The organism is Janthinobacterium amylolyticum, assembly GCF_051380655.1.
Taxonomy (GTDB): Bacteria; Pseudomonadota; Gammaproteobacteria; order Burkholderiales; family Burkholderiaceae_D; genus Janthinobacterium.
In genome coordinates this window covers 189,084-204,741 of record NZ_JBNYXL010000009.1, presented here as the reverse complement: position 1 = coordinate 204,741, position 15,658 = coordinate 189,084, and the positions used below count along the sequence as shown (strand labels likewise).

Genomic DNA, 15,658 nt, shown 5'->3' with positions numbered 1-15,658 from the left:
GGCGATCAGCGCAGCGCCAACTGCGCGTCAACGCGCGTATCCGAATCCAGCATCACCAGCTGCGTGCGCAGGTCGCGCGTGGCGGCCAGCTTGCCGTTCACGTACAAATTCGTCTTGACGCCATACACGCCTTGCGACACGCCGGGCGGCAAGGTCAGCTCGAAGGAGTTTTCAAAGCGCCCGCCCGACTTGTTGCTGCTGGCCAGGGCTTTCGAGCCGGACTTGAACGGCTGGCCTTGCGGATCGAGCACCACCAGCTCTTCGCGCACATCGCTGACGCTTTGCGCGCTGCCATTGACCAGTTCCACCACGGAATTGACCTTGAACGGCTGGCCACGCTTGACGGTGGAAGCGCTCAGCTGCGGCGTGTAAGACACCACTTGCGGTTCGCGCGGCAAGGCGCCGCGTGCGCGGATGTAATCGCGGTCCGCCTGCGCCGCCGTCTTGGTCTGGCGCGAATTGACATTGATGGCCAGGCAGCCGGCTGCCGCCAGGCCGCCGCCGATGGCTGCGCCCTTCAGCGCGCCATTCTTGCCGCTGACCAAGGCGCCCAGCAAGGCGCCCACGGCCGCGCCGGCCGCTGCCGACGTGCCCACGCTGCACGGATCTTCATCGGCCGCGTTCGCTTGTGGATAAGTACTATCCTGGCGCACGCCATTCGGACTCATGGGCGCCGTGGCGCAGCCGGCCAGCATGGCCGTGATGGTCAGCGCGGCAGCCGCACGCAGGGTGGTGTGATTGAACATAGTGACTCCAGCGTTTATTTAATTGTCGTTTCCGTCTGCAGCACTTGCCGTTCGCGTTCGCGGATGCGGCGCGACAGGCTGTCGATGCGCGCATTGCCGGGATCGATGCGACGCGCGCTGTCCAGGTACGTCTTGGCCGCATCGAACTTGCCTTCCAATAAGGACCGTTCGGCATCGCGCAGGAACGCCTGCGCCATCTCGTTGCGCATGGCCGCGCCGTTGTCCACGGGAGCCGTTTCCACCGGACGGCGTTCCACCACCACTGGACGTTCGACCACGCGCGCGGGCGCTGGTTCCGCCGGCACGGCGCGCGATGGCGCCGTGTCCAGCGGCGCCGGGGTCTGCGTGGAGGGCGTGGCCGGTGCCAGCACGGGCGCCGGCACCGCTGCAGGTGCAGGTGCAGGTGCCGACAGGGCTTGCGCCTCGGCCTTTAATTGCGGCAATTCCGGCGCTTCGCGGTCGATCGCTTCCAGCCGGGCGATGGCATTGTTCGCCGCCGTCGCATCCTTGCCGTCGAGCGCCTGGCGCACACCCACTTGCACGGACGCGGCCGCCGCCTGCTGCCGCGCCAGTTGCTTGCGCAGCGATTCCACGCTGGCGGCGCCCGCGCAATCGGCGTCGAGCGCGCCGATGCCCTTGGCGGCGCTTTGCAATTGATGGCCATCCAGATTGCGTTCAATGGCGCGCACGCTGCGCACGCAGCCGCTGGAGGCGGCGCCCGCCTTGCCGATGGCTGCCTGCAAATCGTCGGCCTTGGCGCTGGACTTGCCAGTACACACGTTTTTCGCCGTCGCCAGCTTTTGCCGCGCGCCATCCAGGCTGCCATTGGCCACCAGTTTCAAGCCGCTGTCGATGGCATCGTTGCAGGCCGATTCACTCTTGCCGCCCGGCTTGCCGTTCATGTAGACAATCACCGCTACCAGCAAGCCGATGCCCGCCAGCCACTTCAGCCACGGGCGCGACGGCGCCGGCGGCACGGCGGGCGGCGCTGCCGGCGTTGCCTTGGGAGGCGCCTTGGGCGCCGCTTGCGGCTGTGCCGGTTTGGCGTCCTTCGGGCGCTCCACTTTCGGCGCCTGCACGGGCACCGGCGGCGGCTTGGGCGTCGGCACGGGCACCGGCGGCTTGGGGGCCGGGGCCGGCACGGGAGCAGGCGTTGGCGCTGGCTTCGGCGCCGGCTTGCTTTCCGGCACAGCCGGCGGCAACGGCGGCGGCGCGGCCGGCGCTACCGCTGGCGTGACAGAGGGCTGCACGCGCGCCGCCTGCGCCTGCCCGCAGTACGGGCAGTGGCGGACAGCGAAGAACAGGCCGGCCTTACATGTGATGCAATTTTCCAAAACTCATCTTTCCCTAAACTCAAGCCAGCGGCGGCGGCATCAGCGGTGGCGGCGCACTGTGGAACAAAGGCGCCAGTTCGGCGAACTGGGCCAGGTCGACCCAGGCCGGCAAGCCGGCACGCCAGACCTTGGTGGTGCCCGGTACAACCTGTCCCGCCTGCACGTATTGCACGATCTGCTGGGCAGTAAATGGTCCTTGCTGCTGGCCATTAATGCCGAGGAAATACTGGTGCTCGACCAGGGGCGGCGGCATGCCGCCCAGCGGTGGCGGCATGCCGAAGGCCGGCGCCACGGACGCGCCAGCGGCTGGCGCCGCACCGGCCGGGCGCAGCAATTGCTCCAGGCGTCCCGCTTCCAGCATTTCCCCCTTGATCGCATACTTCAGGCGCGGCTGGCCATCCGCTTCCGGCTCGCGCACTTCCCAGTCATAGGCGTCGCTGTCGGAGTCGCCGATGACGTTCGCCCAGTCCTTCAGGCGGCCCAGCAGGGTTTGCACCGTGCGCTCGAGTTCATCGCTGGCCATACCCTTGCGGCGCGCCGACTCGCGCAGGCGCGCGCCCACTTCCGCGGCAATGGCGCTGCCAAAGCCGATGTACGGCAACTGCGAGCCGTCGGCCTGCGCCACCAGCTTGGGCGCATACACGCCCCGCTCGTAGTATTTTGCCAGCGCCGCCATGGCGGCCGTCTGCACGGCATCAAGCGCAGCGAGTTTTTCCTCGATGCGCAGGGCGATATTTTTCTCGTACGAGGCGGGCATGCCGTTCTGGCGGATGGCCCGTTCGTTGCCGATGCGGCGCAAATCACCGGGCTCGACGGCAAACTGGTACTGGCCAGGCGGCACGACCCGGCCCGTATGGCGCGTCAGTATGCCCAGCATGATGGCTTGCAGGAACTCGCCGAAGTCTTCCGCCAGGCGCTTCATTTCATCCGTGTTCGGCGCGATCGGGTGCGTGAATTGCGTCGGATCGATATGCGTGTGGGTCGGCGCCTTGTCGTTGTCGCCTTCCTTGCGGTAGCTGGTGCGCCAGCCTTCCAGGCCCCGCAGCACCGTCATCGGCACGCCGGCCAGTTCGCAATAGCAGACGGCGCGGCCGCGGATGCCCGTCTCGACGATTTCCAGCTGGCTCACCGTGATGCCCACCTGGGTCGGCATGCACGATTCGAGCTCGGCGCCAAACTTCGCCTTGAAGCCGGCCGCGTTGGCCACGCCGATCACGCACTTGAACTGGTCCGACACGACCGTGAAATCGCCCGCCATGTTGGCGTCGATCCACGGCATGGAGCAGGCCAGCAGTTTGCGGAAGCGGTCCAGGCGTTCGGACACATCCATCTGCTCCAGCGCCTCGAACAGCGGGTCGGGCGTGCTTGTCGTCCCTTCCACCAGGCTCGTCGTGGCGATCATGTTTTCCGCCATGCGCGTGACTTTGGCCAGGATCAAGGCGCGCTGCGCCGGTTCGCCCAGCATGGGGAACAGCGCTTTCGAGCCGCCCATGTCCTTGAACGCTTCATCGGCCCACTGGCGCAAGGTGGCCGCCGATGGCAGCGCAATGTCTTTTTCCGTGACGGGAATGACGATCAGGGTCGCGTGTTCCTTGTCCAGGTCCTTGCGCAGGATGGTATTGGCCGTTTTCAATTCGGCCAGCATGGCCAGCACGCCTTCGCGGCCCGATTGCAGTTCGCCCACCAGGCCATTCCACTGGGCGCGCCCCTGCGCATCGACGCCGATCCGGTTGCCCAGCCAGCGCGACAGTTCGCCCAGCAAAATAACGGACTCGTCCGCAGCCTTGGCGCGCAGATGGAATTTCAAGGCATTCGCCATTTCCGTGCGCAAATGGTCCATCACCACGCCGGCCTGCTTTTCGCCATTGCTGAGGAAACCGAAGGTGCCGCGCGTCTGCTCCAGGTTGTTCAACAGGCGCTCGTATTCGCGCGAGCGCACCGCTTCCTTGATTTCGCGGTAGCGCTCGGCATTGTTGCCGATCTGCGCCGTCAAGCCGCTGCCCGGCGCCTCGATGCGGTCCTTAATCTGTTCCACCAGCGACAGCACGTATTCCAGGCCGCCGAATTCCTTGTTGTCCAGGTAGCCATACAGCTGGTCGCGCACGACTTTCTTGACGTCGTCCAGCAGTTCGCGGCGGCGCTTGCTGATGCGGTCTTCCGTCGTATCGGCCGTGGAATCCTGGTCGCGCACGGCATCGCGTTCCAGATGCTTCATGGCATCGCGCACCTGCGCCGGCCATTCGCTGCGATCAAAGCCCGTGCGGATGTCGTTGACTCTCGTGTTGACCCGGTTTTCCACCCCGGCCAGCAAGTGGCCGTGGCGGTCTTCCAGCAATTCGTCGACCACGCGGAAATCGATGAAGTCGCCGCTGGAGCGCTTCAGCTCGATACTCTTGTCGGAAAACTCGGGGAATTCGCTGAACGGCGTGCCTTTCAGGAACATATTGGCGGCGAGGAAATTATCGCGCTGCGTATCCGTGGCCCGGTTGGCGCCCGCATCCGTGCCGCCCACGCCAAAGAACGCTTGCAGCATGGCGCCGGCCCAGCGGTGGGCCCGCTCGTCGCGCGCCGCTTCCTGGCGCGTATCGAGCACGGCCATGCCGAACGAGGAAAAGCGCTTCGAGAAATACAGCCGCATGTCGCCGAAGCGGTCTTGCGGCACGGGCGCGTTGTACAGGGAATTCTTGTGCTGCGCCTGGTTGACGGCGATCGAGCGCTTGGCGCGGGCGAAGTCGGCCGAGGCGAAATCCTCGAACAGCGAATCGGCCACCATGTGGTAGACGTCGCTGACATCCTTGGTGTGCTGCTGCGCCAGGTTGCCCGAGTCGATCAGGTAGACCTCGCTGTACGGCTCGCGCGTCAGTTCCGGGCGGTCGTATGCATCCCAGCGGCCCACATAGCCCTTGTTGCCCATCATCGCCGATTCCAGCTCCATCAGCGCCGCATAGCCGTTGGCCTCGACCCGGTCCTTGTTGGCCTTGGTGTAGCCGGTCGGCAGGAACAGCATCAGCTCGACATCGGCCGTGCCCACTTCGCTGCGCGCCAACCAGCGCGCCAGCAAGCCCATGTCGAGGAAGGAACCGGACCCCGTGCCGCCCGCCACCGAACCGACGATGACGATCCGGAAACGGTTGGTTTCCATGCGCAAGCCCAGTTCGGCCAGCTGGCGCTCGTGCGACAGGCCCGCCTTCAGGGCTTTCAACTTCAAACGGATCTTGTCGCGGATCTTCGCGTACTTGTCGAAGAAATACAGGCGCGAGACGGCACGGATCTGGCCGGCGCCGCTGCTCATGTCGAAACGCAGTTCGCGGATGCGCTGCGGCGTCAATGGCAGCCATTCCTTGATGTGTGGATATTTCTCCAGGGAATCTTCGTCACGGCTGTATTTATCCATGTCGAACGATTCAACCACCTTGTCGTCATCCGTGAACTTCACCTGGTCGAACTGCAAGTCCTTCGCCTGCGACTCGCCGCTCTCGATCACGGCGCCATTGTCGAGATCGAAATGAATGAATTGCGCGATGGGAAAGTCGCTCAGCCCCTCGATGCGCGTGCGGTTGCCCGCCCCGCCCCACAGGGTGTTGAGGACGCGCCGGCGCACGCGCATCAGCACCTGCATGCCCGTGCCGCCGATGCCGATGAACAGCGTCGGGCGCAGTTCGATGATCTTGTCCTGCTTGCGCTCGCTGGCGCCGCCGGTGATGGTTTGGTTCAGGTTCTCTGCCATGGTGATTCCTTCGATGATGCGTGCAACGGCGTGTGCTTAGCGGCGGCTGGAAGTAAAGGTCAACAGTAACGCAACCAGGCCCACCAGCACCAGCGGTCCCATGAACAGCGGCGCGAGGAATTTATGCGCGTTCACGGCCGCCAGCACCACGCCCGTTGCCAGGCTGGCCAGGAAGATGAACAACCACCAGCCCGAGGCATTGGCCTTGTTGGGCGGCACGCGCTTGCCCACCAGGCCGTTCGCATAGGCATTCTTGGCAAAGAAAAAGGCAATGAACAGCAGCAACAACACCACCCCGCCGACCAGGGTGTCGCGCGACGAGGTATCGGTGGTGGCGGCAGCGTCAAACGCGGGCGCAGGCTCGGTGATGCCGGTGGCGCCGGCGGTTGCCGGCGCATCGGCGGCCGGCGGCGTGGCGGCCGGGGCCGATGCCGGGGACGTTACCGGGGCCGGCAAAGTAAAACCTGCATTGTCTTTTGGAGTGTCTTGCGCCATGGTCTGCCTCAGGTAGATGGAAATCGATAAATGTAAAAATGCGGGATGCGGCTTAAACCAGGCTCAAGGTATGGCCTTCGGCCACGCGCACGACGGCGGGCTTGCCCAGGCCCCGTTTCAGCTCGCCGATATCACGGCCATTGTCATCGCGGATCTGCACGCTTTTGAAGGGTTTCAGCAGCACTTGCCGCGCCACGCCGTCGGCCATGACCTTGTAGCGCGTGGCGCGCGTGCCGAGCAGGCCCAGCGCCAGCAAGCCCAGCACGAATGCCAGGATGCCGCCGAGCATTACCAGCACGGGCAGCAGCGGATACTGTATGCGCACCAGCAAGGGGATGGTCGCCTGCGAGGCGCGCACGCTGTCGGGCGGCGTAAACATGTCCGAAATCGGGTCGCCGGGAAACAGTTCCTGCAAATCCTTGCCAAAGCTGGACGCCAGCGCCAGCCGCTGTTCCGACAGGCCCACCTGCGCCCGCATGGGCAGCATCACCTGCTTGCCCATGGCGGCGATGGCCTGCGCCGACCAGGGTGAGGGAATCTGCGCCATCGGCAAGGCAAACTGTACCTGCACGGACTGGCTGGCGCCCGGCTGCAGCTGGCGGATTTGATCTGGCACAACCTGCAGCGGCGTGTTCTGTCCGGCCAGGGTGGCGTGCACCCTGGCGCTGTCGATCACGTACGGGAAAAACATGTTTTGCAGGGATGCCTGCAGCTGCACTTGCGGCACCAGGTTCGCCGCATCGACGTCGAGCACGATGGTGCGTCCGTCGCGGCCCAGGCTGGCATGGACGTTGGCGCTGTTCTTGACGGACTGGGGCACAATGCGCACGGCATCCTGGTCCACCGGTTTCAAGCGCGCAGGCGGACGCGTCAGCACTTGCGACAGCTTTCCTTCGCCCAGGATGCGGTTCAGCGCGTCGGATGCCGGCTGGCCATACGCCAGCGCATACACCATCAAGCCCTTGGCGCTGTACAGCTTGCCCTGCACGGGCATGCGCAACGGAAACACCAGGGTCTTGGTGATTGACGGCTCCAGGTGCAGCAGGCGGTAAAAGTCGCGGTTGCGCTCGGCCGTCTGGCTGTCGTTGTTCGGGCTGTTCTTGTTATTGGTAAAGATCCACACGATGCCGGAGCCAGACTGGAAAGGTCCCGTGATGGTTTTGGTGACGGCTTCCTGGAAGTCCGTGTCGGCCAGCGCGCCGCCCGCGCCCTTGCGCGCCAGGCCAAGGCTGGCCAGCTGGCCCGCCACGCCGGCGCCGCCCTGCCCTTGGCCCAGCAGCGCGGGCGACACGTTGGTGCCGCTGCTCTGGCTGAAGGCCAGGGTGTAGACCTTGTCGGAAGGCTGCGTGGCCGCCTGCGCCACGGCGCCCACCAGGGCCTTCAGCTGCGATTGCTCATCCGTATAAAACGGCTCCATCCAGCCCGAGTTTTGCACCAGGAACGCTTGCTGGATGCCGGCCGCCTGCACGGCGCCGGCACTGAGCAAGGCGGCACAGGCCGCGATCAGCAGGCGCGCCTTCATGCCTGCAGATTCCAGCCATCGATGCGCGACAGCAAGGGGTGATACGCCCACAGCTTGTTTTCGCTGACAAACAGGCGCACGTTCCACGGTTCGCTGACGGCAAAGGTGTGGAACACGGTTTCGCGGAACTCATCGTCCTGCACCAGCTGGGCGGCCAGGCGCTCGTTCGAGCGCAGCACGCTGGACAGGCCGGCGCTGGTGGCGAACTTGACGCCGAAGACACTGTTGCCGCTGCCCGATTCCAGCAGCGGCATGACGGCCTGGTTCTTGCCGCCGTCGTCGCCGTGTTCCGGCTCTTCCCAGGGCGCCGTTTTCAGCTTGGTGGCGAAGCGGTAATTGAAGCTGCCCGAACACAGGCGCGGCGCCAGCGCATCGGCCCGTTCGGACTGCGCGCCCAGTTTCACGTACACATAGGTACCACGGCTATGCTCGAAGCACAGCTGCCACAGGCCGCCGTCGCGCGACAGGTACGGACTGCCGAACTCGAAATGCGGCACCAGGCCTTCGGGCCATGGCGTAAACGAAGCGGCCACATGACCGTCCGGCTGCAATTGCAGGCGCAACTGGCCGTGCGCGCACGGCCACACGGCCATGCGGTTGTAGGCGACGGGGGCGCCGACCTTGCCAAGTTCCACCGCGCCATCGAGCAGCACGTCGCTGCCCGGCGTTTGCATGGCATCCAGGTTGGCGAAGCGGATACGGCCATCGTCGTCGCGCAGCGGCGCCCACAGGCGGTTCTGGAACCACACGGGCGCGGCCACGCACGGCGCGCCGCCCACATGCTCGACCACATAGGTGAGCGACGGCACGTCGGGACGGATGCAGGCCAGGCCATGGCTGGTCGGCAAGACCAGCACGCTGTTAAAGTCCGGCACCAGTTCGGCGCGCCAGGCGCCATGCTCCAGGTCCGACTCGGCCAGCAAGCCGCCGCTTTCCGGTTCCAGCGCCAGCCAGCGTTTGGTCGCCGGCAGCCAGGCGTGCAGGGCTGCCTTGCGCGGATCCAGTGCCAGCAGCGCGGGCGCGCATGTGCCGAACTGGGCGGAGAAGAATTCGTACTTGCCCGGCGGCGGCATGGGCATCGAGGCGTCGGCCTGCGCGTGCTCTTCGCGCGCGCGCTGGTCCGCCAGTTTCAAGGGCACGCTGGCCTGGCGCAAGCCGGCCGCGCCCGGCAAGGGGATGTCGCTGACGGCATGCGCGCCAAACGGCGGCACCCAGGGCGGCGCCACGGCCGTGTCGGGCGGCACTTGCAGGGCCGCGCCGGTCGCGGGATCGAAAGCGAATTCAGGCGGAAACTGGCGCACGGGCGCGCCTTCCGCGGCAGGCAGGCGGCGGGCGTGCATCAGCTTGCCGATATCGGCCTGGCCCAGCAAAGGCGAGACGTTCTGGCCATCCGCGCTGCGCTGCAAGGTCCAGTCACCGGCATCGTCCACCTGCCACACGCCGGACGGCAGCGGCCAATCCCCAGAAGTTTTATGGTCCATTTATTTTTCGATGACTAGCAATAAGCACCATCGCGTGGTGCTACAACAGAGAAAGGTGCGACGTGCTGGGGCGGTCGAAACGAAGTCGCAGCCCTGGCAGTTCTCATAGTAACGTCTTTTTATCTGTATGGAAACATTGACGAAGCTTCCTTCTACTGCGCCCGCACCTTGCTCAGCAACTTGGTGGTCGAGCGGTCATGCGCAAAATCGATGGCCACGGCCTGGCCGCCATATGCCAGCACGGCCTGGCCTTCCGGTATCGCCGCCATGTCGTAGTCGCCGCCCTTGGCGTAGATTTCCGGGCGGATTTCCTGCACCACTTCCAGCGCGCTGTCTTCCGAAAACGGCACGACCAGGCTCACCGCTTCCAGCGCGGCCAGCACGGCCATGCGGTCTTCACAGCTGTTCAGGGGCCGGTCGTCGCCCTTGCCCAGGCGTTTCACCGAGGCATCGGTATTGACGGCAACGATCAACGAGGCACCCAGTGCGCGCGCCTGTGCCAGATACGTCACGTGGCCGCGGTGCAGGATATCGAACACGCCGTTCGTCACCACCACGGGCTTGGGCAGCGCCTGCGCGCGGGTGCGCAAATCGTCGCGGCTGCATAGTTTGTCTTCAAAATCAGGCATGGTCATAAGTTTGAGTAGGTTTGAGTGTGTAAATAGTTGTGCCATTCAGGCGTGGCTATCGCCATGGATGCCGCCCGCGTCCTTGCGCCAGGCATTGATCAGGGCCAGGATGGCCGGGTCCAGGCTGTCCTCGGCGATGCTGTCCTGGCGCGCATGAATCATCCGCGCATACACGCCGGCCAGGCGGCTGACGGGCGGCGACAGCGCATATTCGTTGCCGCGCGCCGGTTGCCGGGCACGCCAGTAATTGATCGCCGCTTCCAGTGCCTGTATGCGTAATTCCATCGCCATCTCCCTCCACAGCCGCATCCCGCATTATAGGGGGCGATCCGCTACAATACGCCATCGGCGCCACAGTTTGACGTGCGTGCCACCTTTCATTCATTGCAAGTAAGTACTTCCTGTGTTTCAATCACCTTATGACACTGACTGAACTGAAATATATCGTTGCAGTCGCGCGAGCGAAACACTTCGGCCACGCCGCCGAAGCCTGCTTCGTTGCCCAGCCCACCCTGTCAGTGGCCATCAAGAAACTCGAAGACGAACTGGGCGTGGTCCTGTTCGAGCGGGGCGGCGCGGAAATTTCCGTCACGCCCCTGGGTGCGCAAATCATCGCGCAAGCCGAGCGCGTGCTGGAACAGACGGCCGCCATCAAGGAACTCGCCAAGCAGAACAAGGACCCGCTGGCCGGCCCCCTGCGCCTGGGCGTGATCTACACGATCGGCCCCTACCTGCTGCCGCCGCTGGTCAAGGCCATGATAGACCAGGTACCGCAGATGCCCTTGATCTTGCAGGAGAATTTCACGGTTCGCCTGCTCGAACTGCTGCGCCAGGGCGAACTGGACGTGGCCATCATGGCGCTGCCCCTGCCTGAACACGGCATGGCCATGCAGGACCTGTATGACGAACCGTTTGTTGTCGCCATGCCGCGCCACCACCCATGGACGGCGCGCGAGAAAATCGCCGCGCAGGACTTGAAGTCGGAAACCATGCTGCTCTTGGGCAATGGCCACTGTTTCCGCGACCAGGTATTGGAAGTGTGCCCGGAAATGGCGCGCTTTTCCTCGCCCGGCAACGGCATGCAGCGCACGTTTGAAGGCTCCTCGCTGGAAACCATCCGCCACATGGTGGCCAGCGGCATCGGCCTGACGGTCTTGCCGCGCGCCTCCGTGGTCAATATGCACGCCACCGACGGCATGCTGGAATACCGGCCCTTCGCCGACCCCGTGCCGTCGCGCCGGGTGGTGATGCTGTGGCGCAAGAGCTTTACGCGCAAGGCAGCCATCGACGCCCTGTGCGCGGCCATCGCCAGCTGCAACCTGCCCGGCATTACTGCCTTGTGCGAAGACGGCGATTAAGTCGCCAGCCGCAAAATAGTACATTTACGTACGATTTGCGATAATCGACCTTTCTCTTCAACAAGATCGAGTCTTCCATGAACAAGCTGGCGCTGTATTTTCGCCTGATACGGCTGGACAAGCCTATCGGTACCGTATTGCTGCTGTGGCCTACCCTATGCGCGCTGTGGCTGGCGCAGCAGGGCGTGCCGGACTGGCGGCTGCTGCTCATCTTCATCCTCGGCACTTTCCTCATGCGTTCGGCAGGCTGCGCCATCAACGACTACGCCGACCAGGACATCGACAAATTCGTCAAGCGCACGGCCGAACGCCCCATCACCAGCGGGCGCATCAGCGGCAAGGAAGCGCTGGCCGTGGCCGGCGTGCTGACCGTGCTAGCCTTTTGCCTGATCCTGCCCCTGAACACGCTCACCAAGCAGCTGTCCGTGGCCGCCGTCATCATCGCCGCCACCTACCCGTATTTCAAGCGTTTCTTTGCGATTCCGCAAGCCTACCTGGGCATCGCTTTCGGCTTCGGCATTCCCATGGGCTTTGCCGCCATCACGGGCGCCGTGCCTGTCGTCGCCTGGCTGCTGTTGCTGGGCAATGTCTTCTGGGCCGTGGCCTACGACACGGAATACGCGATGGTCGACCGCGACGACGACCTGAAGATCGGCATCAAGACGTCAGCCATCACCTTTGGCCGCTACGACGTGGCCATCATCATGCTGTGCTATGCGGTTTTCCTGCTGCTGTGGTTAGTGTGCGGCTGGCATCTGGGCTTGCGTTACTGGTTCGTCGCCGGCCTGGTGGTGGCTGCCGGCTGTGCTGTTTACCACTACACGTTGATCCGCGCACGCGAGCGTATGCCGTGTTTTGCGGCATTCCGGCATAATAACTGGCTAGGAGCGGCGGTGTTTGCGGGAGTGGTGCTGGACTTTGCTTTCCGTTAATTTGCTCGCGACAAGAGGCCTTGCGTCCCGGCAACCGTTGAGACGGCGCAAGGCAGCCTGGCCGCTGCTGCCTACACTGGTATTTCAATGTGCAGTTTCACTTCCATGAGGTAATACATGAGCTCGATACATACCGGCAAATCCAGCAGCGACAACATCCTCGCCGACGCCGACAAGGCCCGCGACAAACTGGTTGGCGACTTGAAAAACGTCATCAATGAAGCCGAAGGCTGGCTCGATGGCGCCAAGGACCAGACGGGCGAGAACGTCAAAGCCGTCAAGGACAAGTTCATCGCCACCCTGGAAACGGCCAAGAAGGACTTGATCAAGCTGGAAGAAGACTTGCTCGAACGGACGAAAAAAGCGGCCAAGGCCACCGACGAGTACGTGCAAGACAATCCATGGAAAGCCGTGGGCGCCGGCGCCGTCGTGGGCGTGCTGTTCGGCCTGCTGCTGTCCTCGTCGCGCCGCTAGGCACGCACTCGCACGGCGGCCCAGTCCGCCGGGCTTGACCGACGGCCTGGCCGTCCCCTGACGCGAAAGGCAGCATATGGCTATCGTGCATCAAGTCGCCCAGGTCGCAGCGACCCTCGCCGCCATCGTCCAGACCCGTCTGGCCCTGGCGGCCGTGGAAATGGAAGAAGAGTCGCTGCGCTTCCTGTCCTATCTGGCCCTGGCCATGCTGGCACTGTTGTGCCTGTTCGTCGGCCTGGTATTGATCGTCTTCCTCGTCATCGTGCTGTTCTGGGACACGCACCGCATCGCCGCCATCGCCATCACAGCCGCCGTCTTCATCGTCGCCGCGCTGGGCACGCTATTGGGCGTGCGCGCCAGTTTCCGCAGCAAGCCAAAACTGCTGTCCTTTACCATGAGCGAACTGAACAAAGACCTGGACGAGCTGCAACTGCTGGCACGCCGGGGATCGGAGCAGCCATGACCACGCATCCCACCAAACTGTCCCATGCCCACAATGCCGCCGGCCTGGCGCAGCGGCGCGACGCCCTGCTGGCCGAGTGCGCGCTGCAGCGCCTGGCCCTGGGCATACAGACGCGCCAGTTGCTGGAGCCGTTCACGGGCGGCAATCTGCGCCACACCCTGGCCACGCGCTTTAAAATCCCCCTCATGATAGGTGGCGCCGTGCTGGGCCTGCTGCTGGTGCGCCCGCGCCGCTTCCTGCCCCTGCTGCGGGCCAGCGGCGCGCTGCTCAATCACGCCACCACCGCCATGCCGGTCGTGCTGGCGCTGGCGCAGCGCTTCAGCAAGAAAGATGCGCCGCCATAAAATATTTTTTCCTCACTGCATCCAATTCGCGGACTCGCGTGTAGTACAGGTATCAGCCAGCCGGCTGAGCCAACTACCAGGAGTTTGCCATGCTTGCCACCATCGCCCCACGCCATACCGCCCCATCACTCACCGTGCTGTGCGCCGCCCTGCTGGTGGCCGCCTGCTCGCCCATGAGCGCGCGCTATTCGCAGGAACAATTACCCGCCGCCGTGAAAGTGCCGGACGGGCATCAGGTCGCCATGCAAACCGTGGGCGTGGGCAAGATTGCCTATGAATGCAAGGCCAAGAAAGACATGACGGGCCATGAATGGGTCTTCGTTGGGCCAGATGCGGCCCTGAATGACCGCAGCGGCATGAAAGTGGGTACGTATTTTGGTCCACCTGCCACCTGGGCCAATCTGGATGGCTCGAAAGTGACGGCGACGCAAGTGGCCGTGGCACCGGCCGGCGCGGGCAACATCCCGTATCAGCTGGTGAAAGCCAATCCGGCCACGGGCAGCGGCGCCATGCAGGGCGTCAGCTATATCCAGCGCGTGGCCACCAGCGGCGGCGTAGCGCCCAGCAGCCCTTGCGGCATGGAAAGCATTGGCGCCAAACAATGGGTGCCCTACCAGGCCGATTACATCTTTTGGAAAGCCGCATAAAAACACCTGTCAAAACCTGCTGCGCGTCGGGATAGGCGGCCTGCGATACTACCGGCTCGGCGCCCCCGAACTTGGTACGGTTGCGCTTCCTAGCCACCTATCCCTTCCGCTCGCTACGGTTTTGTTAAGTGTTGTAAAACCTGGAGGCGACGGTTGGCAAACAGTTTTCTAGCCTATACTCTCATTGAAAACTTGCTAACCGTTCACTTTTGACGATTGCGCCAACCTTGCCAAGCCACGCCGCCCCTTACGATTACGATGCCGCCCTGCGCGCCTGCGCCAGGGGCGAGCAGCAAGCATTGCATGGCCTGTACCAGCAGGAAAGCCGCTATCTGCTGGGCGTGGCCCTGCGCATCGTGCGCCAGCGGGCGCTGGCCGAAGACGTGCTGCATGACGCTTTTCTCAGCATCTGGCGCCGCGCCGGCAGTTTCGACGCCACGCGCGGCAGCGGCAAGGGCTGGATCTATGTGGTGGTGCGGCACCAGGCGCTGAACGTGGCGCGTGCGCGCGCGCATGAACTGTCAGCCGACGAGGATACCGTGGAAACCCTGCTGCACGAACGCCAAGCACATGATGTCGGCGACGCCTACGCCGAGCAAGCCGACATGGGCAAGCTGCACGATTGCCTCGGCCACCTGGACGAACCCAAGCGCAACAGCATCCTGTACGCCTACGTGGACGGCTGCTCGCACAGCGAAATCGCGCAGCGTCTGCAAGCGCCGCTGGGCACCGTGAAAGCCTGGGTCAAGCGCGGCCTGGCTGCCTTGCGGGAGTGCATGGGATGAGCACGCACGAGGAAGACGAACTGCAAAGGCTGGCCAGCGAATACGTGCTGGGCACTTTGGAACTGGCCGAGCGGACTGAAGTAGAACAGCGCCTGCCGCGCGACGCCGCCTTGCGCGATGCCGTGGCCGCCTGGGAACAGCGGCTGCTGCCATTGACCAGTTTGGCACAGCCGCAACAGCCATCGCCCCAGCTGTGGCCGCGCATCAGCGCCAGCCTGTTCACGCCAAAAAGCGTGCAACAGGCGGGTGGCTGGCAGGCGTGGTGGAACAGCCTGGCCTTCTGGCGCCTGCTGGCTGGCGGCGGCTTGGCGGCCACGGCCGCGCTGGCCGTGCTGGTCAGCGTGCAGCTGCAGGCGCCCAGCGGACCCGGCTACCTGGTGGTGCTGGTGGCGCCGCAAGACAAGTCGCCGGGCTGGATCGTGCAGGCCGGCAGCCGCGGCGGCAAGGGCCGCGACCTGAATCTGATCCCGCTGGGCCCGACAGCCGTGCCGCAGCAAAAGGCCCTGCAATTCTGGACCAAGGGCAAGGATTGGGGCGCGCCCGTCTCGCTGGGCCTGGTGCAGCCGGGACAAAGCCGCAAATTAACGCTGGATAAATTGCCGCCGCTGCAGCCCGATCAACTGTTCGAGATCACCCTGGAACCGGAAACCGGCTCGCCGACAGGCCGGCCGACGGGACCGATCCTGTACATCGGCCGCGCCGTCAAAGTCATCTGACTATT

Annotated in this window: 16 protein-coding genes; 8 read left to right on the top strand and 8 right to left on the bottom strand. The window is 64.5% G+C overall.

Going from position 1 to position 15,658, the window contains the following annotated elements:
* Positions 1-5: 5 nt before the first annotated feature.
* The 8 genes from ACQ4WR_RS20165 to ACQ4WR_RS20130 all read right to left on the bottom strand — a co-directional run bounded on the left by ACQ4WR_RS20165 (position 6) and on the right by ACQ4WR_RS20130 (position 10,219).
* Entirely contained in the window at positions 6-746 is a 741-nt protein-coding gene (locus ACQ4WR_RS20165; RefSeq protein ID WP_436489492.1) for a hypothetical protein, read from the bottom strand.
* Positions 747-760: 14 nt separating this feature from the next.
* The gene (locus tag ACQ4WR_RS20160; protein WP_436489490.1) at positions 761-1,996 is read right to left on the bottom strand and encodes a hypothetical protein; all 1,236 of its coding nucleotides are present in this window, start codon (positions 1,994-1,996) and stop codon (positions 761-763) included.
* 103 nt (positions 1,997-2,099) lie between these two features.
* Entirely contained in the window at positions 2,100-5,807 is a 3,708-nt protein-coding gene (locus ACQ4WR_RS20155) for a tubulin-like doman-containing protein (RefSeq protein WP_436489488.1), read from the bottom strand.
* Positions 5,808-5,843: 36 nt separating this feature from the next.
* Positions 5,844-6,302 carry a hypothetical protein gene (locus tag ACQ4WR_RS20150; RefSeq protein ID WP_102295843.1) on the bottom strand — a complete coding sequence of 153 codons (459 nt, stop codon included), beginning with the start codon at positions 6,300-6,302 and terminating at the stop codon, positions 5,844-5,846.
* 52 nt (positions 6,303-6,354) lie between these two features.
* On the bottom strand, positions 6,355-7,824 hold the full coding sequence (locus tag ACQ4WR_RS20145) for a hypothetical protein (protein WP_436489486.1): 1,470 nt from the start codon (positions 7,822-7,824) through the stop codon (positions 6,355-6,357).
* Positions 7,821-9,305 (bottom strand): hypothetical protein, encoded by a 1,485-nt coding sequence (locus ACQ4WR_RS20140; RefSeq protein WP_436489484.1) that lies wholly within the window; start codon positions 9,303-9,305, stop codon positions 7,821-7,823. Before ACQ4WR_RS20140 ends, ACQ4WR_RS20145 begins: the two co-directional genes overlap by 4 nt.
* 152 nt (positions 9,306-9,457) lie before the next feature.
* Positions 9,458-9,934: a D-glycero-beta-D-manno-heptose 1-phosphate adenylyltransferase gene (gene rfaE2 / locus ACQ4WR_RS20135; RefSeq protein ID WP_102295868.1), complete on the bottom strand. Its 477-nt coding sequence runs from the start codon at positions 9,932-9,934 to the stop codon at positions 9,458-9,460.
* Positions 9,935-9,979: 45 nt separating this feature from the next.
* Entirely contained in the window at positions 9,980-10,219 is a 240-nt protein-coding gene (locus tag ACQ4WR_RS20130) for a DUF3717 domain-containing protein (RefSeq protein WP_436489482.1), read from the bottom strand.
* Between the two features lie 134 nt (positions 10,220-10,353).
* On the opposite strand from ACQ4WR_RS20130, the gene ACQ4WR_RS20125 reads away from it, so the two are divergent.
* From ACQ4WR_RS20125 to ACQ4WR_RS20090, 8 genes are all read left to right on the top strand, one after another.
* Entirely contained in the window at positions 10,354-11,292 is a 939-nt protein-coding gene (locus tag ACQ4WR_RS20125) for a hydrogen peroxide-inducible genes activator (RefSeq protein ID WP_102295848.1), read from the top strand.
* A gap of 77 nt (positions 11,293-11,369) precedes the next feature.
* Positions 11,370-12,224, top strand: a complete 855-nt coding sequence (gene ubiA, locus ACQ4WR_RS20120) for a 4-hydroxybenzoate octaprenyltransferase (RefSeq protein ID WP_102295849.1) — start codon at positions 11,370-11,372, stop codon at positions 12,222-12,224.
* A gap of 117 nt (positions 12,225-12,341) precedes the next feature.
* Entirely contained in the window at positions 12,342-12,698 is a 357-nt protein-coding gene (locus tag ACQ4WR_RS20115) for an ElaB/YgaM/YqjD family protein (RefSeq protein ID WP_102295851.1), read from the top strand.
* 76 nt (positions 12,699-12,774) lie between these two features.
* The gene (locus ACQ4WR_RS20110; protein WP_102295853.1) at positions 12,775-13,161 is read left to right on the top strand and encodes a phage holin family protein; all 387 of its coding nucleotides are present in this window, start codon (positions 12,775-12,777) and stop codon (positions 13,159-13,161) included.
* Positions 13,158-13,505: a hypothetical protein gene (locus ACQ4WR_RS20105; protein ID WP_436489478.1), complete on the top strand. Its 348-nt coding sequence runs from the start codon at positions 13,158-13,160 to the stop codon at positions 13,503-13,505. The genes ACQ4WR_RS20110 and ACQ4WR_RS20105 overlap by 4 nt, the downstream gene beginning before the upstream one ends.
* An 89-nt stretch (positions 13,506-13,594) precedes the next feature.
* Positions 13,595-14,152 (top strand): DUF3455 domain-containing protein, encoded by a 558-nt coding sequence (locus tag ACQ4WR_RS20100; RefSeq protein WP_102295856.1) that lies wholly within the window; start codon positions 13,595-13,597, stop codon positions 14,150-14,152.
* 227 nt (positions 14,153-14,379) lie between these two features.
* A complete protein-coding gene (locus ACQ4WR_RS20095; RefSeq protein WP_102295871.1) occupies positions 14,380-14,937 on the top strand; it encodes a sigma-70 family RNA polymerase sigma factor in 558 nt (185 codons plus the stop codon).
* Positions 14,934-15,653 carry an anti-sigma factor gene (locus ACQ4WR_RS20090; RefSeq protein WP_436489476.1) on the top strand — a complete coding sequence of 240 codons (720 nt, stop codon included), beginning with the start codon at positions 14,934-14,936 and terminating at the stop codon, positions 15,651-15,653. Before ACQ4WR_RS20095 ends, ACQ4WR_RS20090 begins: the two co-directional genes overlap by 4 nt.
* Positions 15,654-15,658 lie beyond the last annotated feature (5 nt).